The sequence below is a fragment of the Aminobacter sp. DSM 101952 genome, from assembly GCF_001424795.1.
Classification (GTDB): Bacteria; Pseudomonadota; Alphaproteobacteria; order Rhizobiales; family Rhizobiaceae; genus Aminobacter; species Aminobacter aganoensis.
Genome location: NZ_LMCL01000010.1, coordinates 15,818 through 39,465 on the forward strand (window position 1 = coordinate 15,818; position 23,648 = coordinate 39,465).

Here is a 23,648-nt window from a genome sequence, read left to right on the forward strand (position 1 = left end):
CTCGAACCGGGTTGATGCGCCGTCTCCGCGTTGCTTGTGCGACGAGGCGGCGCTCATCCTCCCACGAGCATGGTTCCAGAAGGCGCTGCCTTCGGAGAGGGATCATGCGCAACCAGAACAGAGCGGAATGATCGGATCGATCCGTTCCTGATCGAACTCCCGCTCCAGACTTTCACCAGAGGAAGCAGGCAGCTTGGACCAGTTGTTGCAGCATCTGTTGAACGCGTTGATCCTGGGCTCAACCTATGCCCTGCTCGGTATCGGCCTGACGTTCATCTTCGGCATCATGCGCGTCGTGAATTTCGCGCATGGCGAACTCTACACCTTCGGCGCCTACATGGTTTACCTGTTCTCGGTACTGCTCGGCGTCAATTTCCTGCTCTCCATAGTCATTGCCATCGTGCTTGGCATAATGCTCGGCGCCCTGCTTGAATGGGTGCTGCTAAGCCGGCTGCGCGGTGCCGACATCGACACCACCATGCTGGTGATGATCGGAGCCTGGATCATCATGCAGAATGCCGAGCAGCTGATCTGGTCGGGCGTTGCCAAATCGATCCCGATGCCGTTCCCCGAGGAGCCGCTGTCGGTCGGTGGCGTGTCGGTGGCGTGGTCACGCGTGTTCGTCTTCGCCGTCGCCATCCTGCTGATCGTCGGCTCGCAGACGCTGATCCAGCGCACCCGCCTCGGCAAGGCGATGCGCGCCACGTTCCAGGATCGCGACACAGCCTCGCTGATGGGCATCAACATCAACATGATCTACCTCGCCACCTTCGCGCTCGGCTCAGGCCTTGCCGCGGCGGCCGGCGCGCTGCTCGGCCCGATCTTCATCGTCATGCCGACCATGGGCAATCTTGCCGTGGTCAAGGCGTTCGCCATCGTCATCCTAGGCGGGCTGGGCAACATGAAGGGTGCCGCACTTGGCGGCTTCGTGCTGGCGCTGGTCGAGGAGTTAGGCGCTGGCTACATCTCGTCCGGCTACCGCGACGCGATGGGCTTCCTGCTCATCATCCTCGTACTCATGGTCAAGCCGACAGGTCTCTTTGCCAGGACGGAGCGCATCGGATGAACACCTTGGCGAAATGGCTCATCGTGGCCTTCCTGGTGACCGTGCCGCTGTGGCTCGGCAACCAGTACCAATATCACGTGCTCATCATGATGGGCATCTTCACCATCGGGGCGATGAGCCTCAACCTGCTGCTCGGCTACACCGGCCAGCTCAGCCTCGGCCATGTCGCCTTCTTCGGCATCGGCGCCTACACCAGCTCGCTGGTCTCCCTGGGCTTCGACCTGCAGCTGACGGACAGCTACACCTTCGTGGTCGAGCCGAAGCCTGTGTGGTTTGCCTTCTTCTGCGCACTGATCGTTTCTGGGCTCTGTGGCTGGTTCGTCGGCAAGCTGTCGTTCCGGGTGCGCGGTGCCTATTTCGTCATCGTCACCATCAGTTTCGCCGAGGTTGTGCGGTTGGTGGCGCTGAATTGGGTCGACCTCACCGAAGGCCCGATGGCGCTCAACAACATTCCGCCGCTCGCCTCCGGGGTGCCGTGGATGGAAGCCGGTGCGCTTTCTCGCCGGGTTGCCAACTACTACATGGTGCTGGCCGTAGGCCTCGTAGCCTTCCTCATCATCCAGCGGCTGGTGCAGTCGAGGGTCGGCCGCGCCATGATCGCGCTGCGTGAGAATGAGTCGCTGGCTAAGTCGGTCGGCGTCGACGTCACCCGCTACCTCGTTCTGGCGGCCATCACCTCGGCGGCGATCGCCGGGGCGGCTGGCGCGCTTTACGCACACTATGTCCGCATCGTCGATCCGGACGTGTTCTTGTTTATTTACACCGTGACGATGGTGATCATGGTGATTTCCGGCGGCAAGGGCACGCTTGCAGGGCCGCTGGTCGGCGGTCTCATCTTTGGCATCCTGCCGGAGTTGACGCGCGGTCACATGCTGCCGGAGGTGCAGTGGATTGTCTACGGTGCACTGATGATCCTGATCGTGTTCTTCCTGCCGCAAGGCATCGTTCCGGCGGTGCAGCGCGGATGGGCAACTTGGCAGAAGCGGCGCGACCAATCTGCAAGGGACACGTCGGCCAGCAACGGACGGCGGCAGGAGGTGGCGCGATGACCTTACACATGACGACGCCTGCGACGACGCGCCAGACGGTGCTCACCGTCGACAATCTCGCAGTGCATTTCGGCGGGCTCGTGGCGATCTCCGACGCCAGCTTCAAGGTCGACGAAGGCGAAGTGGTCAGCCTGATCGGCCCGAACGGCGCCGGCAAGACCACCGCCTTCAACGTGATCTCCGGCTTTCTCGCCGCCACCAAGGGCGTCGTGGCTTACAAGGGCAGGAGGTTGAACGGGCTGAAGCCGCACCAGATCGCCGATGCCGGCCTGGTGCGCACGTTCCAGAAGACCAGCGTCTTTGGCAACGATACCGTGATCGACAACATCATGATCGGCCTGCACAGGCGCGGCGACGCCTCGATCTGGCAGACACTGCTGCTGACACCGAAGGTGCGCCGCCAGGAACAGGCGTTGCGCGAGGCGGCGGCGGAAATCCTCGACTTCGTCGGCCTCGGTCACCGCTCGAACGAGCTGGCGGGCGCACTCGCTTATGGCGAACAGCGGCTCCTTGAAGTGGCGGTGGCGCTGGCGGCTAAGCCATCGCTGCTTCTGCTGGACGAGCCGGCCTGTGGCATGAACCCCACCGAAGCGTTGAATTTCCGCAACCTGCTCGGCGAAATCGGCAGGAAAAAGATCACCGTGCTGCTTGTCGAGCACAACATGCGCATGGTCATGGGCGTATCGGACCGCGTGGTGGTGCTCAACCATGGTCGGATCATCGCGGACGGTCCGCCGACGGAAATACAGCAGAATCCAGAAGTCATCCGCGCTTATCTCGGACACGGGCCGAAACATGCTTGAAGTAGACAACATCGAATGCCGCTACGGCAAGGTTGACGTGCTGCGGAAGGTTTCGCTTAGCGTTGGCAAGGGCGAGTTCGTGGCTCTGATCGGCGCCAACGGCGCCGGCAAAAGCACAACCCTGAAGGCGATTTCCGGCCTGCTGCCGCCGGTCGGAGGCCGTATCACCTTCGAAGGCGAGGACATCACCAGGGCGTCGGCACGGCGAATACTGGAAATGGGCATCGCCCATTGCCCAGAGGGCAGGCGGGTATTCCCCTACATGACCGTCCAGGAGAATCTGGAGATGGGCTGTTACCGCCGTCGCGACTGGAAGCATATGAGCGACGACATGGACGCGGTGTTCGACCGCTTCCCGGTGCTCGGCGAACGGCGCGCCCAGGCGGCCGGCACGCTGTCGGGCGGCGAGCAGCAGTTGCTGGCGATCGGTCGGGCACTGATGTCGCGGCCGAAGCTGGTGCTGTTCGATGAACCGTCGCTGGGGCTTGCGCCCAACAACGTGCAGAAGACCTTCGAATACATCATGGAAATCAACCGGCAGGGCACGACCGTGCTGATGGTCGAGCAGAACGCCTACGCCGCGCTCGAGATGTGCGACCGCTCGTATTTGCTGGAATCCGGCCATGTCTCCCTCGAAGGCAAGGGCGACGACATGATCCACAATCCGCACGTGCAGCAGGCTTACCTCGGCATGGAAGCCTGACCTTTCGGAGGGCGCGATAGCGCTCTCCACATCCTCCCTCTCTTTGGGCCAGATAACGAAAACCGGGTTGACTTCGAGTGCTAAGTAAGTAAGTTATTACTTATTACGAACGACGAAAGCGAGGCTAAAGAAATGACGATCGTGACGAAGGTTCAGCAGCAGCCGGAAGTGTCCAAGGCGGAGCTCGAGGGGCTTCACCCCAGGGAGCTTCGCAAGATCGTCCGCGAAGGCCGCTGGACCGGCGGAACCGAGGGCCTGGCTCGCGGTTACGCGCAGGCCAACCTGATCATCCTGCCGAAGGAGGTTGCGCTCGACTTCCTCATCTTCTGCCAGCGCAACCCGAAGCCGTGCCCCATCGTCGAGATCACAGATCCCGGGAGCCCGATGATCACGCAGGTCGCCAATGCCGACCTCCGGACAGACCTGCCGCGCTACAGCGTGTACAAGGAAGGCAAGCTGGTCGACCAGCCAAGCGACATCACGTCTTATTGGCGCGACGACCTGGTCGGGTTCCTGATCGGCTGCAGCTATTCGTTCGAGGAGGCGCTGCTCAATGCGGGCATTCCGCTGCGCCATCAGGAAGAGAACAAGATCGTTTCGGTCTACACGACCAATGTGCCTTGCGTTCCCGCTGGTCGGTTTGCCGGGCCGATGGTGGTGAGCATGCGTCCAGTCAAGCGCGACCAGCTGGTGCGTGCCGTGCAGGTCACCTCGCGGTTCCCTGCCACCCACGGGGCGCCAGTCCATATCGGCGATCCGTCGTTGATCGGCGTCGACCTTGAGAAGACCGATTTCGACACAGGCGTGTTTGAGCTCGCCGAGGACGACGTTCCGGTTTTCTGGGGCTGCGGCGGCACTCCGCAGGCTGTCGCGCTGGCGTCCAAGATCGACTTCATGATCACCCACAAGGTCGGCCACCTGTTCGTCACGGACAAGTTGTCCGAGGCGATCGCCGCGATCTGACGGGGTCGCCGACTATCCTTTTTTGTTCTGGAGGAATACGTGAAAGCAGCTCTTTTCCACGAATATGGCGGGCCTGAAGTGCTCAAATACGAGGACGTGGATCCGCTTCCTGTCGGTCGCAGCGACGTCCTGATCAAGGTGCGCGCCACCTCGGTGAACTGGTTCGACATCATCGGCCGCAAGGGCGACTACCGTCCCAACGCGCGCTTTCCGCACATCCCCGGTGGTGACATCGCCGGTGAGGTGGCCGAGATCGGCTCGGAGGTCACCAACGTCAAGGTCGGCGATCCGGTCGTCGTCTACGCCACCGTCGGCTGCGGCCATTGCGAATCCTGCCGCCGCGGCGAACCCAATGTGTGCCTGAATTACAAGTATTACGGTTCGGCACTGTGGGGCGGCTACGCCCAATACGCCACCGTGCGCTCGCAGAACGTGCTGCCGCTCTACAAGGGCCTCGACTTCGCCGAATGTGCAGCCACCAACATCACCTTCCTCACTGCCTGGCACAAGTTGGCGCGCGCCAACATCCGCGCCGGCGAAGACATCCTGATCCACGCCGTCGGTTCTGGCATCGGCCTCGCCGCGCTCCAGATCGCCAAGCTGCACGGCCTGCGTGTGTTCGGCACCGCCAGCTCGGACGAGAAATGCGAGAAAGGCCTGGAGCTCGGCGCCGACTACATGATCAACTACAAGAAGCAGAATTTCCGCGAGGAGATCCGCAGGCTCACCGGCAAGCGCGGCGTTGACGTGGTGTTCGAGCACATCGGCGCCGACGTCTGGGAAGACAGCGTCATGAGCCTGACGCGCTTCGGCCGCCTCGTCACCTGTGGCGCCTCGTCAGGCTACCGGGTGAGCATGAACGCCGCCCATATCTGGCACAAGCAGCTCTCCATCATCGGCTCCAACCACGGCACGATGAACGAACTGGCGACCATCGTGAAGCTGCTTGAGGCCAAGAAGCTGCGGCCTGTCATCGGCGCAAAGCTGCCGCTCAAGGATGCCGCCGAGGCTCACCGGCTGGCCGAAGGCCGCAGCATCTTCGGCAAGATCGTGCTCGAGCCAGAGCATCTGAACTGACATAGCGCCGCCAAGCCGGAAAAGTTGCAGGCTTTTCGGGGCATGCGGCCGAACAAGGAGACAGAGCGGGATGCCGATTTGACCTGATCGCGTTCCGCTCTAGTGTGACGGCCGGCCCGGGACCGGTGGGGAGGAAATATGTCCGACAATCGTATCGTCAAGGTGAAGGGCCGGTTCGACGCCGAGGTCTTCCTGAATCCCGGCAAGGTCGACGCCGGCAGGCGCCAGACTTGCTATGGGCAGGCGCAGGCCGAAGAGGCGCGCGCCCGGATCTCGTCCTGGGCAGACTATGCAGTGACGCCGCTCCGAGCTCTGCCCGGCGCGGCTGCCGAGCTCGACCTCGGTGGGCTGTGGTGCAAGGATGAAAGCCGGCGTCTCCGCCTCGCCAGCTTCAAGGCGCTCGGCGCCGTCTACGCCGCCGTCAGCGAGGTCTCGGCCCTGTTGGAGAAGCGGCTTGGCCATCCCGTGTCCGACCGCGATTTGCTCGACGGCAAGTACCGCGAGGCGCTTGTCGACAATTTCCTGATCTGCTGCACCGACGGCAACCACGGCTTCTCGGTCGCCCACGCCGCGCGCCGAATGGGGATGCGGGCGATAATCTACATCCCGAGCGGTGTCAGTGCCGGTCGCGAGCAGGCATTGCGGCGCGAGGGCGCCGAGGTGGTGAGAATCGACGGCATCTATGACGAGGCCTACGCTGCAGTCGAGCGGGTCGCGCATGTCGACCCGGGGGCGCTGCTCATCTCCGATTCCGCCACGCCCTATTACCAGGACATCCCGGTCCGTTGCATGGCCGGCTATTCAGTAATGGCGCATGAGATTGTCGAGCAGCTAGGCGGCGAGCTGCCGACCCACCTCATGTTGCCAGCCGGTTGCGGGGGCATGGCGGCGGCTATGTTGTCGGCCTTCCACCACCTGCTCGGCGCGCGCGCGCCGCAGGCGATCATCGTCGAGCCGGTCACTGCCGACTGCGTCTTCGCCAGCGCACTCGCCGGCGCGCCGGTGGTCGTTGAAGGCGACCTCGAAACCATCATGGGCGGCCTGTCCTGTGCGGCGGTCTCGCATGTTGCGTGGCCGACCATCGACACCGGCACGACGGCGTTCCTGCGCATGAACGACCAGGCTGCGGTGGAGGGGATGCGGCTTTTCGCCAACCCCCGCGGGCGCGATCCGCGCGTCGTCGCCGGCGAAACCGGTGCTGCCGGCCTCGCCGCAGTAATTGCCATCTGCGCCGACCCGGAGGCGCGCGCGCTCGTCGGCCTCGACGACAAGGCAAAGGTGCTGGTCATCAATTGCGAGGGCGCCACCGATCCTGCCGCCTTCCAGCAACTCACGGGGCAACGGCCCGAGGCAGCCTGATGGCGGCAGGGGAGCAAAAGGCCGGCAAGGGCATCGGCGTCCGCCTCCCGCGCAAGGAGGACGAGCGCTTCATGCGCGGTCGCGGCAGCTATGTCGGCGACATCAAGATGCCGGGCCTCGCCGACGTCGCTTTTTTGCGCAGCCCGCTGGCGCATGGCCGCATCGTCTCGGTCACCGCGCCTGATGAGCTCGCCGGCCGCTTCTTCACCGCCGCCGACATTGCTGCTTCGGTCAAGCCGATCCGCGCCGTCTCCGGCCTGCCGGGTTTCAAGCCGTCCAGTCAGCCGGCGCTTGCCGACGGCAAGGTGCGGTTCACCGGCGAGTTGGTCGCCATGTGTCTGGGCCGCACGCGTGCCGAGGCCGAGGACGCGGTCGCGCAGGTGGTGGCCGAGATCGAGCCACTGCCGCCGCTCGCCGATTTCGCCGTGGCCGAGCAGCCGGACGCCATCCGCGTTCACGAGGAGTGGAGCGACAACATCTATCTCGAGACCAGGATCGAGAAGGGTGATCGGTCGCGGATCGACGGTGCGGCGATCGAGGTCGAGCGCGAAATCCGTCTCAGCCGTCAGTGCATGGTGCCGCTCGAAGGCAAGGGAACCATCGCTTGGTGGGACACCCGGCTCGACCAGCTTGTGGTCTACACCTCGACCCAGTTGCCGCACATGATGCGTACCGGGCTTGCCGAATGTCTCGGGCTGGAGGAGCGGCAGGTGCATGTCGTTGCGCCCGACGTCGGCGGCGGCTTCGGCTTCAAATGCGTGCTGCAACCGGAGGAGCTTTGCGTCGCCTGGCTAGCGCTGACGCGAAAGAAGCCCTTCCGCTGGATCGAGGATCGCCGCGAGCATCTCGTAGCCGCTGCGAACACCCGCGAGCACCACTATCGCATCAAGGCCTTCGCCGATGCCGAAGGTCGGCTGCTCGGCATCGAGGCAGACGTTGCCGTCGATGTCGGCGCCTATTCGGTGTGGCCGTTCTCTGCCTGCCTGGAATCGGCGCAGATCGCCAGCATCCTGCCCGGCCCCTACCAGATGCCGTTTTATGCCTGCCGTACCCGCTCGGTCGCCACCAACAAGCCGCCCTTCATGCCGTATCGCGGCGTCGCCCGCACCGGTGTCTGCTTCGCGCTGGAGTTGATGATTGACGCCATCGCTCGGCAAGCCGGGCTGGAGCCCGCCGACGTGCGGCTGAAGAACCTGGTGCTGCCCGAGCAGATGCCATTCACCAACATTACCGGAAAGCTGTTCGACAGCGGGGACTATCCCGAGAGCGTGCGCCGCGCCGTCGAGACGATCGACCTGGCATCGTTTCGCGCCAGGCAACGCGAGGGAAGCGACGATGGCCGGCTGCTCGGCATCGGCTTTGCCACATATTGCGAGCAGGCCGCGCACGGCACCACCGTCTACGCCGCCTGGGGCATACCGATGGTGCCGGGTTTCGAACAGGCGACGGCGCGGGTCACACCCGACGGCGGGCTGGAGCTGCGCATCGGCGTGCATTCGCACGGGCAGGGCATGGAGACCTCGATGGCGCAGGTCGCCAACCAGGTTCTAGGCATCGACACCGACCGTATCAATGTCGTGCACGGCGACACGGCGCTGACGCCGTATTCGACCGGCACCTGGGGCTCGCGCTCGATGGTGATGGCCGGCGGCGCGGTGTCGCGCGCCTGCGAGATCATCCGCGAGCGGGCGCTGGCGATCGGCGCGCATCTCTTGCAGACGGGCAAGGACGAGGTCGAGCTGGTCGGCGGTCGCATCCAGGGGCAGGGCGGCAGTGTCGGTTTTGCCGACATCGCCCAGGCCTGGTACAAGTCGCCGGAAACGCTGCCGGCCGACGTCGCACCGGAAGGGCTCGAGGTTACGGCGGGCTACAAGCCCATGGTTGATAGCGGCACCTTCAGCTATGCCACCCATGCGGCCGTCGTCGCCGTCGATCCGGATTTCGGTTCGGTCGAGATCCTCGACTACGTCGTGGTCGAGGATGGCGGCACGCTGGTCAACCCCCTTATCGTCGACGGCCAGATCATCGGCGGCGTGGCGCAAGGTATCGGCACCGCGCTCTACGAGGAGTCGCCCTACAGCGCCGACGGCCAGCCGCTCGCCTCGACCTTCGTCGACTACATCATTCCAGGTCCTTGCGAGGTGCCAGACATCCGTATCGTCCACATGGAAACGCCGTCGCCGTTCACAGCGCACGGTATCAAGGGCGTGGGCGAGGGCGGGGCCATCGCCCCGCCGGCGGCGATCGCCAACGCCGTCAACGATGCGCTGCGGCCGCTCGGCGCCGAGGTGGCGATGACGCCGGTGACGCCGCACCGGCTGCTCGCGGCGATTGCCGCCGGCAGGAACGGCAGGCAGCCGGTCCAGTCATGAAACCAAGTGCTTACAGATATGCCCGCCCGTCGAGCGTGGCCGAAGCGGTCCGGCTGCTGGCCGATTCCGATGGCGGCGGCAAGGTGATGGCCGGCGGCCAGTCGCTCGGGCCAATGCTCAACCTGCGCCTCGCCCAGCCCGAACTTGTCGTCGACATTACCGGTATTGGCGAGCTCGCCAGCGTGCGTGAGGACAAGGACGGCATCGTCTACGGCGCCTGCGTCACCCACGCTGCGGTGGAAGACAACCGCGTACCCGACGCCGCCAATGGTTTCCTGGCAAGGGTGGCAGCCGGCATTGCCTATCGTGCGGTGCGCAACCGCGGCACCATGGGCGGCAGCCTGGCGCATGCAGATCCTTCCGCCGACTGGATGACCACGCTGACCGCCGTCGACGCCGAGATGCTGATCGCCGGCGCCACCGGCGAGCGCCGTGTTGCCCTTGCCGAGTTCATGACGGCGCCGTTCTCCGTGGCGCTCGACGAGGCGGAGTTCATCGTCGGCATCCGCATCCGCCGCCATTCGCCGGCCGCTCGCTTCGGCTATTTCAAGTTCTGCCGCAAGCGCGGCGAGTTCGCCGAGGCGATGGCGGCGATCGTCGTCGACCCCGCCGCCGGCGTCAGCCGCGCGGTGATCGGCGCTACCGATTCCCGGCCGATCGTCCTGCCCGACATCTCCGCCTACCTGCCGCTTTCTCCGGAACGGCTGGATGCGGCCAAGGCCATGGTCGAGGGGCTGGGCATCGCCGGCGAGCCGATCAAGGATGCGATGCACGCAAATGCCTTCGCGCGAGCACTGCAACAGGTGAAGCCATGAGCGAACTGTCTCTGACCGTCAATGGCGAGACGGTGACCGTTGCTGTCGAGCCGCGCACCAGCCTCGCCGACCTCGTACGCGAAAACCTCAACCTCACTGGCACGCATCTCGGCTGCGAGCAGGGCGTGTGCGGCGCCTGCACAATCCTGGTCGATGGTGTGCCGGTGCGCTCCTGCATCGGCAATGCAACCGCCTGCGACGGCGCCAGCGTTCGCACCATCGAGGATTTCGACGCCGACCCGCTGATGACCGAGTTGCGCGCCGCCTTCAACGCGCATCACGCTCTCCAATGCGGGTTTTGCACGCCGGGCATGCTTGTCATGGCGCGCGACATCGTCTTGAGGCTTGGCGACGCCGACGAGCAGCGCATCCGCATCGAACTCGCCGGCAATCTCTGTCGTTGCACCGGCTATTCCGGCATCGTCAAGGCGATCCGTTGGGTCATCGTAGCCCGCCAGGAAGCCAGGGGCGAGCTTGAGCCGCGGCCCGCATTGCCACTCGGGCCGGCCGGGTCGGGCCATGCAAAGACCGGCACGGATGTTAGCGGTGCGACAAAGGCGACTGCTTCATCCTTGCGTCCGAACGCTGAATTGGCGGCCCGTAAACCCGCGCCTGCGCCGCTTGGCGCCAGCGGCAAGAAGGCATCGGCGGTCAGGCAGAGTTTTTTGCTCGACGCGCCGCTGCCGGTCGTCTGGCAACGTTTTGGCGAGGTGCCGGCCATGGTGCGCTGCATCCCCGGCGCCAGCCTCGTCTCTGAGGCAGCCGACGGAACCTACAACATCAAGATGCGCATCAAGATGGGGCCGATCGGCGCGGAATTCGCTGGAACGGCGAGCCAACGGCGCGACGACGCGATGATGGCTGGCGTAATCCACGGTGCCGGCCGCGACACCAAAAGCGCCACGCTCGCCGAAGGCGAACTGAACTATAGGCTCACGGCTGAAGGTGAGGGGACCCGCGTTGACATCGAGGTCAGTTACCTGCTCTCGGGGGCGCTGGCGCAGTTCGCACGTGCCGGCATCGTCACGCATTTCATCGGCGCCATCACCGCACAATTCGCCGCCAATCTGGGCCGCTCATTGTCACCGGAGGGCGCGGTAGGCCCCATCGAGGACGCCGGCGAACTGCGTGTCGCGGGCAGCCTTGGGGTCGCCCTGAAAGCCTGGCTCAGCGAGCTTTTTCGCAATCCGTTCCGGCGCGGATGATCAGACCCTTCTCTTCCATGATGTGAAAGCCAGCGGCACTCGTGTGCGGCTGGCTCTTTTAGCCATCTCCGGTCCGGACATGCTCGTCGGAATGGATCGGCAGCCAAGCCCCGAAGGGCATGGCTGACTGACCTTGAGCTCTTCGTGCCTGCCGTGATCGACGGTGCCGGACAGCGGGCGACGACGCCTATTGGGCTGCGAAGTCGGGCCGCACCACCTTGCCGTCCTTTACCTGGACCACGAAGACGTTGGCGGTGTTCTGGCCGCTTTCGGCGCCTTCCGGCCCTTGCTTGTTGAAGTGGATGTTGCTGTTTACGCCCTTCACCTCGACCTCCCACAGCGCCTGGCGGATGGCGTCCGGCTCGGCCTTGCCGGCCTTTTCGATTGCTGCGGCAATGCTCAGGATGGCGTCGTAGCCGCGCTGGCCCTCGATGCGACCGGCAAAGACGAGACCTTTGCGCTCCCATGCTTCGGCGAAGAACTTCGCCACCTCCGGGTTGGGCGCCATGTCGGGAAACCAGGGGGCGAAAAGCACGGTGAAATAGGCGTTGTCGGCGGCGCTGCCGGCATGCTCGATTGCCTGGTCGGGTGTGGACGAGGTGGTGGTGGCGATAATGCGCTGCGGCATCTTGAGCGCATGCGCCTGCTTGAACACCAGCGTGAGCTGCTCGATCTCGGTCGTCACCAGCAGCACGTCGGCGTCGGACGCCTTGATCTTGGCGAGCTGCGCCGAAAGATCAACGGCGGCGGCATCCATCGTTTCGCGTAGTGTCGTCGGCACGCCACGCTTGTCCAGCATTGCCGAATACGCGTCGGTGTTGCTCTTGCCCCAATCGTTGTTGACCGCCAGGAACGCTGCCTTCTTCATCCCGAATTTTTCGACGAAAGGCGAGAAGGATTCTGCCAGCATGTCGCTGGTTGGTGCTGTACGGAAGACCCACTTGTTGCCTGAGTTGGTGACCTTGCCGGACGATGCCGTCTCCACCACCATGGGCACGCCGTATTCCTCGAGCTTAGGCATGACGGCGAGCGTCATCGTCGAGCCCCAGGCGCCCATCATCGCGCAGACCTCGTCGCGCATGATCAATTTCTCGGCGACCGCCGCGGCTTCAGTCGGATTGCCCTTGTTGTCCTCGATTATCAGTTCGATCTGCTTGCCGAGAAGGCCGCCCCTGGTGTTGATCTCCTCGACGGCGATGCGTGCGCCGTCGGTGACGTAGTTTCCGGACGCCGCCACCGGTCCGGTCAGCGGCTGGTTGACGCCGATCTTGATCGTGTCGGCGAAGGCCGCCGAGACCGACAAGGCGAGCGCCGCGACGGCGCCCACAATCATACCCTTTGCGTTCATCAAGTTCCTCCCGTTGAAGATACCGAAGGAGACGTTCCGGAGCACAGAATGACGCGATGCCGCAACTGCGCTTCCGCCGTTGCGACCGGTCGTTGCCGATGGGTTTTGCTTGCCTGTGGTTCTCCAGAACGGCTCTGTCGTCAGCCGATGCTGCAGAAGTAATTAAGTGCTTACTAAGGTGCGCTGTCAAGCGGCGCGCGCCGGCGACGATTTATTTCGCCTGCCGAAAATTGCCGGCCCTGTCGGCGGGGAGAAGTCGCACAAAATGGCGGTCAAGGGCATTGACAGCTGCCGTTGTAAAAGAATACTTACTTAGCATCGATCACATGCGGAGGAACACCGGGATGGCGGCAACAGCCATGGTTCGGGCCGAGGACAGCGGCTTTATCGAGTTCGAGTTGTTCAAGAACGAGCTCTTCTCGATCGCGGACGAGATGGCCGTCACCATCTGCCGCACGACATATTCAGGCGTCTTGCGCGACAACATGGATTTTTCCACCGGCATCGCCGATGCCGAGGGTCGCCTGGTGGCGCAGGGCCTGACCTTGCCGGTGCATCTGGGTTCTATCCGCACGGCGCTGCAGGCGGTGATGAAGAAGTTCGCCGGAAGCATCGAAGAAGGCGACGTGTTCGTCCTCAACGACCCGTTTGAAGGCGGCATGCACCTGCCCGATATCTTTATTCTGAAGCCAGTGTTCGCGGCCGGAAAGCTGATCGCCTTCGCTGCGACCACTGCCCACCACGTTGATGTCGGGGGCCATGTGCCCGGCTCCAATTCGGTCAACTCGACCGAGATTTTCCAGGAAGGGCTGCGCATTCCGCCGCTCAAGCTGGTGGCTGCCGGCCAGCATGACGAGGCGCTGTGGACGTTGATCCGCAGCAATGTCCGGCTGCCCGTCCAGCTCTGCGGCGACCTGCGCGCGCAACTCGCCGCTTGCGAGATCGCACAACGCAAGATCCTGGCGTTGGTCAACCGCTACGGCATCGATGCCTCGACCGTTCATATGCGCGAGATCATCGACTATACCGAACGCCTTGCGAGGGCGGCGGTGAAGGAACTGCCGGACGGGGAGTTCTCGTTCGAGGACTGGATCGACGACGACGGCATGGACATCGGTCAGCCGATCCGGCTGTTCGTGACGGTGCGCAAGCAGGGCGAAGCGGTCGAATTCGACTGGACCGGCAGTGCCCCGCAGGTGAAGGGCGCCATCAACTGCACGCTCTCGGTGACCGAGGCCGCTTCCTACACCGCACTGCGCTCGATCCTGCCGGGCGGAATCCCCAACAATGACGGCATATTCCGCATCATCAAGACAGTCGCGCCGGAAGGCACGATCGCCAACGTCGCCATGCCCGGCGCCTGTGCCGCCCGTGCGCTGACGGGCTTCCGCATGGTCGACTGCGCCTTCGGCGCGCTGGCGCGCATGGTGCCCGATCGGGTGTTCGCTGCTTCCGACGGTGGCAATGTCGGCGTCACCATCGCGGGCTTCGCGCCATCGGGAGAACGTTTCGTCTATGTCGATTTTTCCTGCGGAACCTGGGGTGGCCGTCCCTGGGCCGACGGTATCGACGGCATTTCCAACATCTTCGTCAACATGGCCTCGCAGTCAGTGGAGCAGATCGAATCCGAGCATCCGGTCGAGATCCTCGCCTACGAATTCGCGCAGGACCGTTGCGGCGCCGGAAAATTCCGCGGCGGCGCGCCGTTCTACCGCGACTACCGCATCAAGGTTCCCAACGCGACGCTGCAGATCCGCGCGGACCGGCAGACCACCCGCGCCTATGGTCTCTACGGCGGCAAGGCCGGCAAGCCCGGCTCGGTCAGCCTGAACCCGGGCAAGGGAAATGAGACGATAGGCTCCAAGGTCACCATCGGCGTCAACGAAGGCGATGAGTTCCGCTACGTGCTGCCGGGCGGCGGCGGCTGGGGCGACCCGCTCGACCGCGAGCCGGCGGCGGTGCTGCGCGACGTCCGCAACGAAATCATCAGCCCGGCCGCGGCCCGCGAGGAATACGGCCTGGTCTTCGACGAGCAGGCCCTGGTGATCGACCACCACGCCACGGCCACGCTGCGCGGAAACCTCCGCAATGGCGGCGCAACCGAATTCGTCAACTGGGGCGACTGAGCCCAGTCCCGTACGCAGCCGAATACAGGAAAGACCACAGATATGTTGGACAGGACCAAGGCGGCTGGATGCCGCGTCGGCATCGACATCGGCGGCACGTTTACCGACCTGGTCGTCGTCAATGCCAAGGGCGAGACTTTTACCCGGAAGGTTTCCTCCACTGCGGACGACTATGCCCGCGCCATCATCGAGGGGCTAGCGGGCGTCCTCGAGCCCGCCGGGCTCGGTCTGGACGAGATCACCGAGTTCCTGCACGGCACGACCGTGGGGTCCAACACCATTCTCGAGTTGAAAGGCGCCCGCATCGGGCTCATCGCGACCAAAGGTTTTCGCGACGTTCTCGAGATACGCAATCTGCGCATGCCCAAGCTCTACGATCTGCACTGGGACAAGCCGGTGCCGCTCGTCGAACGCTACCTGCGCCTCGTGGTCGATGAACGCGTCGATGCCGCCGGGACGGTGACCAAACCGCTCGCGCGGGCCGAGGTCGAGGCAGCCGTGCGGCGGTTACTGGGCGAGGGGGTGGAGGGGATCGCGGTTTGCCTGCTCAACTCTTACGCCAACCCGGCGCATGAGCAGTTGATCGCAGAGGTGATCCGCGAGCTCGCACCGGACCTGCCTATGAGCATCAGTTCGGAAGTGCTGCCGCAGATCAAGGAATATGAGCGGACCTCGACTACCGTGGTCAACGCCTACATCATGCCGATCGTCGCCTCATACCTGAAGAACCTCGGCGACAGCCTTCATCGGCAGGGCATGAAGGCGCCGATCCTGCTGATGCAGTCGAATGGCGGCCTGACAACCGCCAAGGATGCCAGCGAGAAGCCCGTCAATATCGTGGAATCGGGTCCGGCGGCCGGCGTGGTTGGCGCGGTGCGCCACGCGATGGAAAGCGGCCACAACAACATCATCTCCTTCGACATGGGCGGCACCACGGCCAAGGCCTCGGTCGCGGAGGAAGGCAAGTTTGTGCTGTCGCAGCAATATTCCGTCGGCGGCGGTATCATGATCTCGTCACGGCTCCTGACCGGCGGCGGCTATCTGCTCGCGGTGCCGGCGATCGATGTCGCCGAGGTCGGCGCCGGCGGCGGTTCGATCGTCTGGATCGATGCCGGCGGCTCCATGCAGATCGGCCCGGAAAGCGCCGGCGCCAATCCCGGGCCGCTCTGCTACGACAAGGGCGGCGAGCGGCCGACGGTGACAGACGCCAACGTGCTTCTTGGCTACATCAACCCGCATTATCTCGTCGGTGGCGAGCTAAAACTCAACGCCGAGCGCAGCCGCCGGTATTACGAAGAGCTGCTGGCAAAGCCGCTGGGAGTCGACGTCACCACGGCTGCCTGGGGCGCCCGCCAGATCGCCATCTCAAACATGATCCGCGCCATCAAGGCGGTGTCGTCCGAACGTGGTCGGGACCCCCGCGGCTTCACGCTGTTCGCGCTCGGCGGCAATGGCGCGCTGTTTGCCGCGGGCATGGCGCAGGAACTCGGTATCAAGACGATTCTGGTGCCGCCTTCGGCCGGTCTGTTTTCCGCTTATGGCCTGCTCTACGCCGATGTCGAGCACTATTACACCGAAACGATGCGGGAACTGCTGCGCGACGTCGATCCCTACGCATGGACGACGGCCTGGAATGTGTTGGAGGACAAGGCCGTCGCGCAACTGCGTGCCGACGGTTTCACCAGGGATGAGATGACGATCGGGTATTTCGCAGCGATGCGGTACAAGGGGCAGACCTTCGAAATCAGCGTCCCCATTCCGCACGGGCCGCTGACCGCAGAGCGGATTCGAGAGATCGAGGAAGCGTTCGGCAGCGAACACGAGCGCACCTACGGCCATCGTGCCTCGTTCGACGAGCCTGTGCAACTGATCAGCATCCAGGTGGCCGGCCTTGCGGCGCATCGCAACACGCAGAAGCCGGGACGGCCGCAGCGGCACGCGGGCGACCTGAAGTCCGAGCAAAAGCCTCGCCAAGCCTATTTTGGCCGTGAGCACGGCTGGCTAGAAACGGCGGTCATTCCCCGCGCAGCATTGAGCGAACCGCGGCGCGGCCCCTGCATCGTGGAGGAATATGACACCACCTGCGTCGTGCCGCCGGGCGCCACGGCGCGGCTCGACGCTCTGAACAACATCATCATCACGCTCTACTGAGCGCCTGACTTTTCCAGCGAGGTCACGATGACAGCACACCAACAAAGCGCGCCCGACACGCCGGCCTATCTCGCGCTGCGCAAGCGCCTGGCGTCCCGCAACCGGGGCCTGCGCGACAAGACCACGTCTCTGTCGGAAGCAATCGCCACCATTCGGGACGGCGACCATGTCGCGATTGGCGGCAACACCTTTTCTCGTACGCCCTTCGCGGCGGTGTGGGAGATCGTGCGCCAGAAGAAGAAGCACCTCACCGTCTCGCGCTCGATCACCTCGACCGAGGGCGATTTCCTGCTCGCCGGCGATTGCGTCGACAAATACATGACGAGCTGGTTCAGCCAGGGCATCGTCTGGGGCCTGTCGCGGGTGATGCGCGACTATGTCGAGAACGGCAAGGTCACTTACGAGGAATGGAGCCACATGAGCCTGGGCATGATGTATCGGGCCGCCGCCATGGGCATTCCGTTCATGCCGACGCGGGTGATGATGGGCTCCACCATGCCCGACGCGCTGGTGACGAAGCTCGAGACCATGAGCTGCCCCTACACGGGCGATCCGCTCCTGCTTTTGCCGGCGCTTTATCCGAATGTGGCGCTGATCCACGTCCAGCGGGCCGACAAATTTGGCAACGCCCAGTATGATGGCCTGCCGTTCATGGACGCCGACATTGCCATGGCCGCCGACCGGGTGATCCTGACCACCGAGAAGATCATCGACAACGACGAGATCCGGCAGGCGCCTGACCACACCAAGATCCCGTTCATGGCCGTGGACGCCGTCGTCGAGGTGCCGTACGGCGCCGCGCCGCACGAATGTGCCGGCTGCTACGATCCTTTCTACAAGCGCATGGACGACTACGCCGATTTCACCCGCAGGAACGGCCTGGCAGGGGCGCTCGACTATATGCGCGAGCACATCTTCGAGCCGCGCGACTGGAACGCCTTCCTGGCGAAAATCGGTGTCGAGGCGAGAGGCTGAGGAGAAGCGAGATGGGCAAGCACCAGGCCACCGATGCCTACACGACCTCCGAACTCTTGTCGGTGATGTGCTCGCGCGTCATGCGCGACGGGTTGATCATTTTTGCCGGCGTCGGCGTGCCGCTACTTGGCGCGACGCTGGCCCAGCGGCTGAACGCGCCCAGCCTGACTATCTTGTTCGAGGGCGGCATCATTGGGCCGTTCATCCAACCCGGCCGGCTACCCCCGTCGACCAACGAGATGCGCACCGCCGAGAAAGCCAACATGCTGCTCAGCCCGACCGACGTGCTGGCGCTGCTGCAGCGCGGCTATGTCGACATAGGCTTCATCGGCGGCGCCCAGATCGACCAGTATGGCAATGTCAACAGCTCCTATCTTGGCGACCACCGGCAACCGTCGACGCGGCTGCCAGGCTCGGGTGGCGGCAACGACATAGCGAGCCTCGCCGAAACCATCGTCATCATGCCGCACGAGAAGAAACGCTTCGTCGAGACCGTCGACTTCATCACCAGCCCCGGCTATGTCGCCGGTGGACAGTCGCGCGCCAAATGCGGCTTGATCGCCGGCGGCGTGCTAAAAGTCATTACCAACCTCTGCGTGTTCGATTGCCATCCGCAGACGCGACGACTGTCGGTGAGTGCTCTGCACCCGGGCGTGAAGATCGATGCGGTCCTCGACAACATGGGTTTCCGACCAGACATCCCGGACAACATCGTGGTGAGTGAGCCGCCGTCGCTCGAGGAGCTGAGCATTTTGCGAGGGATCGACCCGACACGAATGTACCTGAAGTAGGTTCTGGCCCGCCAAGCGAGCGGCGAGAAAGCCTCCAAAGGTTTCCGGAGTGGGGCGCGGCTCTTCCTGGGTTGGCCGGGCTGACGTCAGACGGCCTTTGTCGATCGCTAGTCTAGGCGGGGAGCCGTCACTCGACCAGTCGCCGCCAAGTCGCGAAAAAATCGTGCTGGCTCTCCGGCTTTGGTTTGCCCAGCGGCGGCGGCTTGTCACAACGTTTGGGGAAACTCCTCCAGCGCCTGGAAGGCAAGTCCCTGCACGACGCCTCGTGCGCTGCATGCGGCTGCGAGTTTACCACATGCTTCGATCGAACTTAGCTGCGTTGTCGCTCTGACATCAAGCAACCGTAATCGCGTCCACCATCCATGGTGCTACCGCTACAAGCGGCGGCATGTAGCTCTTCTGCACAGCGCGACGACAGATTGTCGAAAGTTGCTTTGCGAAGCTGCCCATCTCGCCTTGCCTGACAACAAGATAAATGTGTCGCGAGAACCCCGCTCCAGGGAGTTGGAGCACCTGGATTGCGGGTGCCAGCGAAATGCACTTCCTGACGCACACAGGTGTCAGGATCGACCACCCTACGCCTGAGGCAACAAGACTGACGATCGATTCAATCGTGTCGCAAGAGAACGCCTGGGGCACGTCCAGTCTCATCCTGCGAAAATGTTGCTCGACCCGTTGGGCGATTCCGGTGGTGCTGCCTGAGCGGATCATAGGAAAACGGGTGGCGAAGCTGCGGAACTCGCTTTCATCCCCAAAAGGCGGCTCCCCGCGAGACACAAGCACCACGAACTGCTCCTGAAACAGCTCAAACCGTTCGAAACCGTCGACATCGTCGAATGGATCGGCCGAGATCACCGCATCGAGTTCACGCTTGAGCAGCCGCTGGCGCAGCGGTTCCATGAATCCTGTCGCAACCGAGATCGAGCCGACACGGTCGCGAAGCGCTTTTATCAGTATTGGAACCAGCGGATCGGACAGCGAGTCGATCAGGCCCAGGCGCAGCTGCGGGATCATCCGGACGTCTGCGCTCTGCAACTGCGCGCGGACCGCAGACGCTTCGGCAATCAGCCGCTCGGCAACATTGACCAGCTTTTGTCCGGCCAGAGTTGCCTTGAGCGGTCGCGATCCACGCTCGATCAGCGAAACACCGAGACGTCGCTCCAGGTTCAATATCTGCCGCGAGACTGCCGATTGTGTCAGGTCGGCCTGGGCCGCAGCGGCAGTCATGCTGCCTGTCCTGCAAACAGTGGTGAAAATCTCCAGAGACTGAAGGTCAAAGCCCAACCGGCTAACCACCATCTGGTTGTGCGCAGTCGAGTTCGTCACCATTGCACGCCACTACTATGAATATGGATCATGTTAGTCAGAAATGTCGGTAATCGTCAACCTCCGCCCCAATGCGAAACATTTCGCAGCAGCCTATGCGATGGGTGAGAGTAATAGATTGTAATTGCAGTGTAATTTTTTGCACTCACAAGTGCCGACACGGCGTCCATCCAACGCCGGCGCGGGGACGATGGCGGTTTCCAGGAGATGCGGTGGATTCATTATGTTTGCGCCCAACACCCGTCTCTAATATTCCAACGCCCATCGGTTTTTTTGGAGGAATGAACCAAATGCTTACCAGACGCATGTTCGGAATTGCAGCGCTTGGCCTGGCCTGCGCAGTTTCTTATGCCGCACCCAGCTTGGCCGAGACCACGCTTGAGAAGATCCAGCGGACGAAGAAGGTTACCGTTGGAACCGAGGCTGCCTATCCGCCTTTCGAATTCGTCAAAGACGGCCAGATCGTCGGCTTCGGCAAAGATCTGCTGGATGAGATAGCCAAGCAATGGGGCGTTGAGGTCGAGCAGCTCGACCTGCCGTTCCAGGGCATCCTGCCAGGGCTCATTGCCGGCAAGTTCGATTTCGTGGCCACCTCGGTTGGCATCAACCCGGAGCGGGCCAAGCGCTACGCCTACACCTTGCCTATTGCCGACAGCACCGCCTATGCCATGAAGAAGATCGGCAATGCCGACATCAAGACGGTCGAAGACCTGAAGGGCAAGGTCGTGTCGACGCAGCTTGCTTCGGCGGTCGATCCGGTTGCCAAGGCCCTGGATGAGCGCCTGAAGGCCAGCGGTGAAGGCTTTGCCGACCTCAAGCTGTTTCCAACATTCAATGACTCATTCCTTGCGGTCGCAAATGGCACGTCAGACGCTGCACTTGCCGGCCTGCCGGTCCTGCAGAATCTGATGAACGAGCGCCCCGGCGTCTTCGAACTGGTCGGCAAGGCTGCGGTGGTACCGAGCTACAATGCATGGGTCGTTCGCCCCGAGGACCAGGACCTGCGCGATGCTGTCAATGCAGCGATCCTCGAACTCAAGAAGAGCGGCAAGTTGGCCGAATTGCAGCAAAAGTGGCTCGGCATGACTTACGATCTGCCTGAGAAGGGCTACCTGCCAGAGGGCGCTCGCTAAACGCCTCCCTGCTGTCCCGACGCCAAAGGCCCGGGACCGGCATGACCACGAAAATCGGAAACGATCTTCGAACGGAACCATGCACAAATCCAAGATCCTACAGCGTCCTTGGTGTGCTCAACAGGACGTGGGGCGCTGTAGGCCAGCCATCCACCCCGACGTCGAAGGAAACCGACGATGGACTTCAGCGTTGCCGCCCTGGGCGGCGCCTTTCCCCAGCTCCTGCCGGCCATGGGCACCAATCTGGCGATCTCCCTTGTCGCCATGCTTCTGGCCTTGATCGGCGGGACGACACTTACGATCCTGCGCACGCTTGGCATCATGCCGCTCAATGCAGCGATCGGCGTGGTGATCAGCTTCATACGGGGAACACCGATCCTCGTGCAGATATTCCTATTCTACTACGGCCTGCCGGCTCTCGGCCTCGACTTGTCGCCGATTCAGGCAGGCATCCTGGCCATCGCGTTCAACAGCTCGATATTTATCACCGAGATCATGCGCGGAGGATTGTCCGGCATGGATTCCGGTCCTGTCGAAGCAGCGATCGCCCTCGGCATCAAAGGCAAGGTCATCTGGACCAAGGTAATCCTGCCGCAGCTCTACATCCGCATCATGCCGCCGTTGGTCAACGAACTCACCACCATCGTCAAGGGCACAGCCCTGCTGTCGGTGATCACGGTGGTGGAAGTGTTGCGAACCGCGCAGCAGGTGGCCAACGCCTCCTTCAGGCCGCTCGAAACCCTGCTCGCCGCAGCGATCATCCTGTTTGCGGTGAACTTCGTCATCAGCCAGAGCGGCAGGATTCTGGAGACGCGCTTCGCCGCGCGCAGAGGATAAAGTCATGGCCTTCGACTTTAATGTCATTCTCGACAACTGGGCGCTTTTCGCGCGCGGCACATGGCTGACGATCGTCATCGCGGTCGCTGCCGTCGCAGCGGGGTTCCTGATCTCCATGCCGATCGCGCTGATGGCGCTGTCGCATCGCCGGACCTTGCGCTGGATCGCCACTGCATATGTCGAGTGGTTCCGCAACATCCCCTTCATCGTCGTGCTCTACCTGTTTTTCTACGGCCTGCCGTTCTTCAACCTTCGCCTGCCCGAAGCCATCGTCGGCACGATCGCGCTCGCCTTCTTTGCCAGTTCGTATTTCGCCGAGATCATCCGCGGCGCGATCCTCGCTGTGCCGAAGGGGCAGATGGAGGCGGCTCGGGCGATCGGCATGTCCTATTTCCAGGGCCTTTGGGAAATCGTGGCTCCACAGACCGTGCGCCTGTTGGTGCCGCCTTCGACCAACACCAGCATCTCGATGGTCAAGGAAACCTCGGTGCTCAGCGCGATTACCGTTGCGGAGCTGACCTACCAAGGGCTCGTCGTCCAGGGCGAAACCTTCGCCCCGTTCGAAGTCTTCCTGACCACCGCAGCCGTCTACTGGGTTGTCACCGCGATCTTTGCCCATTTCATGCACCGCGCGGAGAGGGCGTTTGGCGCCGCTCAGGGGGCTCACCAGGCGCGGAGCAGTCTGGCGGACAAGTATCTTTTGATCGGCGCACGGAGGCCGGCATGACCAAGACCCTTCTCAAGGTATCTAATCTGGCCAAAAGCTTCGGTGGTGCGGTGGCTCTTCGCGATATCAGCTTCGATGTCGCGGCAGGCGAGGTCGTCTGTATTATCGGTCCCAGCGGTTGCGGCAAGAGCACGCTCCTGCGCTGCATCAACCACCTCACCACGCCCGACAGCGGACTTGTTGAAGTTGCCGGCGCCTATATCGGCAGGGAGCGGAGGACGGACGGAAAGCTGAGGATGCAGTCGCATCGCGAGATCGACCGCATGCGTCCGAAGATGGGCTTCGTCTTTCAGCAGTTCAATCTGTGGCCGCATCTCAGCGTTCTGGAAAACCTCGTGAAGGGCCCCATCAAAGTCCAGAAACGACCACGTGCGGAAGCCGAAGAACAGGCGCTTGCGCTGTTGCAGCGGTTTGGGCTGCGGGACAAGGCTCATATGTTCCCCTCTTCGCTTTCAGGCGGCCAGAAGCAGCGCGTCGCGATCGCGCGTGCGCTGGCCATGGGACCGGAGCTGATGCTGTTCGACGAGCCGACCTCGGCGCTCGATCCTGAAATCGTCAAGGAAGTCCTATTGTTCCTTCGTGAACTCGCCGACTCCGGCATGACGATGGTCATCGTCACCCATGAAATCGGCTTTGCGCGCCATGTCGCGGACCGGGTCGTCTTTCTCGACCGAGGCTACGTTGCCGAAGCCGGTCCGTCGAACGACGTACTTTCCAACCCGACCAATCCTCGTCTGCGTGAATTCCTCTCGCAGATCACATCCGAACAACCGGCAAGCAACGGTTCGTCGCCTGCAGCCGAACAGCCAATCCACTGAGAAG

General features: G+C 63.2%; 20 protein-coding genes. 18 read left to right on the forward strand and 2 right to left on the reverse strand.

The window, feature by feature from the left end:
• Window positions 1-193: 193 nt before the first annotated feature.
• The 10 genes from ASC75_RS09475 to ASC75_RS09520 all read left to right on the forward strand — a co-directional run bounded on the left by ASC75_RS09475 (window position 194) and on the right by ASC75_RS09520 (window position 11,412).
• A complete protein-coding gene (locus tag ASC75_RS09475; protein WP_055973671.1) occupies window positions 194-1,066 on the forward strand; it encodes a branched-chain amino acid ABC transporter permease in 873 nt (290 codons plus the stop codon).
• Window positions 1,063-2,115: a branched-chain amino acid ABC transporter permease gene (locus ASC75_RS09480; RefSeq protein ID WP_055973673.1), complete on the forward strand. Its 1,053-nt coding sequence runs from the start codon at window positions 1,063-1,065 to the stop codon at window positions 2,113-2,115. Before ASC75_RS09475 ends, ASC75_RS09480 begins: the two co-directional genes overlap by 4 nt.
• Window positions 2,112-2,918, forward strand: coding sequence for an ABC transporter ATP-binding protein (locus ASC75_RS09485; RefSeq protein WP_244487801.1), 807 nt, complete (start codon window positions 2,112-2,114; stop codon window positions 2,916-2,918). Before ASC75_RS09480 ends, ASC75_RS09485 begins: the two co-directional genes overlap by 4 nt.
• A complete protein-coding gene (locus ASC75_RS09490) occupies window positions 2,911-3,621 on the forward strand; it encodes an ABC transporter ATP-binding protein (protein WP_055973680.1) in 711 nt (236 codons plus the stop codon). The genes ASC75_RS09485 and ASC75_RS09490 overlap by 8 nt, the downstream gene beginning before the upstream one ends.
• Window positions 3,622-3,753: 132 nt before the next feature.
• Window positions 3,754-4,584, forward strand: coding sequence for a putative hydro-lyase (locus ASC75_RS09495; protein WP_055973683.1), 831 nt, complete (start codon window positions 3,754-3,756; stop codon window positions 4,582-4,584).
• A gap of 39 nt (window positions 4,585-4,623) precedes the next feature.
• Complete coding sequence (locus ASC75_RS09500; RefSeq protein ID WP_082496495.1) at window positions 4,624-5,661, forward strand: zinc-binding dehydrogenase; 1,038 nt, start codon at window positions 4,624-4,626, stop codon at window positions 5,659-5,661.
• Window positions 5,662-5,799: 138 nt separating this feature from the next.
• Window positions 5,800-7,020 carry a diaminopropionate ammonia-lyase gene (locus ASC75_RS09505; protein WP_055973687.1) on the forward strand — a complete coding sequence of 407 codons (1,221 nt, stop codon included), beginning with the start codon at window positions 5,800-5,802 and terminating at the stop codon, window positions 7,018-7,020.
• The gene (locus ASC75_RS09510) at window positions 7,020-9,392 is read left to right on the forward strand and encodes a xanthine dehydrogenase family protein molybdopterin-binding subunit (RefSeq protein ID WP_055973690.1); all 2,373 of its coding nucleotides are present in this window, start codon (window positions 7,020-7,022) and stop codon (window positions 9,390-9,392) included. Before ASC75_RS09505 ends, ASC75_RS09510 begins: the two co-directional genes overlap by 1 nt.
• The gene (locus tag ASC75_RS09515) at window positions 9,389-10,207 is read left to right on the forward strand and encodes an FAD binding domain-containing protein (protein ID WP_055973694.1); all 819 of its coding nucleotides are present in this window, start codon (window positions 9,389-9,391) and stop codon (window positions 10,205-10,207) included. Before ASC75_RS09510 ends, ASC75_RS09515 begins: the two co-directional genes overlap by 4 nt.
• Complete coding sequence (locus tag ASC75_RS09520) at window positions 10,204-11,412, forward strand: 2Fe-2S iron-sulfur cluster-binding protein (protein WP_055973698.1); 1,209 nt, start codon at window positions 10,204-10,206, stop codon at window positions 11,410-11,412. Before ASC75_RS09515 ends, ASC75_RS09520 begins: the two co-directional genes overlap by 4 nt.
• Before the next feature lie 187 nt (window positions 11,413-11,599).
• On the opposite strand, the gene ASC75_RS09525 is transcribed toward ASC75_RS09520, so the two are convergent.
• Window positions 11,600-12,760, reverse strand: coding sequence for an ABC transporter substrate-binding protein (locus ASC75_RS09525; RefSeq protein ID WP_055973700.1), 1,161 nt, complete (start codon window positions 12,758-12,760; stop codon window positions 11,600-11,602).
• Window positions 12,761-13,104: 344 nt separating this feature from the next.
• On the opposite strand from ASC75_RS09525, the gene ASC75_RS09530 reads away from it, so the two are divergent.
• The 4 genes from ASC75_RS09530 to ASC75_RS09545 are packed head-to-tail and all read left to right on the forward strand — an operon-like array spanning window position 13,105 to window position 18,803.
• Window positions 13,105-14,886 (forward strand): hydantoinase B/oxoprolinase family protein, encoded by a 1,782-nt coding sequence (locus ASC75_RS09530; protein ID WP_082496496.1) that lies wholly within the window; start codon window positions 13,105-13,107, stop codon window positions 14,884-14,886.
• 42 nt (window positions 14,887-14,928) lie between these two features.
• Window positions 14,929-17,037, forward strand: coding sequence for a hydantoinase/oxoprolinase family protein (locus tag ASC75_RS09535; protein WP_055973702.1), 2,109 nt, complete (start codon window positions 14,929-14,931; stop codon window positions 17,035-17,037).
• A gap of 27 nt (window positions 17,038-17,064) precedes the next feature.
• Complete coding sequence (locus ASC75_RS09540) at window positions 17,065-18,012, forward strand: CoA-transferase (RefSeq protein ID WP_055973705.1); 948 nt, start codon at window positions 17,065-17,067, stop codon at window positions 18,010-18,012.
• 11 nt (window positions 18,013-18,023) lie between these two features.
• Complete coding sequence (locus ASC75_RS09545; protein ID WP_055973708.1) at window positions 18,024-18,803, forward strand: CoA-transferase; 780 nt, start codon at window positions 18,024-18,026, stop codon at window positions 18,801-18,803.
• A gap of 333 nt (window positions 18,804-19,136) precedes the next feature.
• Here ASC75_RS09545 and ASC75_RS09550 read toward each other — a convergent pair whose 3' ends face one another.
• Window positions 19,137-20,102, reverse strand: a complete 966-nt coding sequence (locus ASC75_RS09550; protein ID WP_055973778.1) for a LysR family transcriptional regulator — start codon at window positions 20,100-20,102, stop codon at window positions 19,137-19,139.
• A 317-nt stretch (window positions 20,103-20,419) separates the two neighbouring features.
• On the opposite strand from ASC75_RS09550, the gene ASC75_RS09555 reads away from it, so the two are divergent.
• The 4 genes from ASC75_RS09555 (at window position 20,420) to ASC75_RS09570 (ending at window position 23,644) form a co-directional block, all read left to right on the forward strand.
• Window positions 20,420-21,262 (forward strand): transporter substrate-binding domain-containing protein, encoded by an 843-nt coding sequence (locus ASC75_RS09555; protein ID WP_055973784.1) that lies wholly within the window; start codon window positions 20,420-20,422, stop codon window positions 21,260-21,262.
• 177 nt (window positions 21,263-21,439) lie between these two features.
• On the forward strand, window positions 21,440-22,099 hold the full coding sequence (locus ASC75_RS09560) for an amino acid ABC transporter permease (RefSeq protein WP_055973711.1): 660 nt from the start codon (window positions 21,440-21,442) through the stop codon (window positions 22,097-22,099).
• Window positions 22,100-22,103: 4 nt separating this feature from the next.
• Window positions 22,104-22,826, forward strand: coding sequence for an amino acid ABC transporter permease (locus ASC75_RS09565; protein WP_055973714.1), 723 nt, complete (start codon window positions 22,104-22,106; stop codon window positions 22,824-22,826).
• Complete coding sequence (locus ASC75_RS09570) at window positions 22,823-23,644, forward strand: amino acid ABC transporter ATP-binding protein (protein ID WP_055973716.1); 822 nt, start codon at window positions 22,823-22,825, stop codon at window positions 23,642-23,644. The genes ASC75_RS09565 and ASC75_RS09570 overlap by 4 nt, the downstream gene beginning before the upstream one ends.
• Window positions 23,645-23,648: the final 4 nt, after the last annotated feature.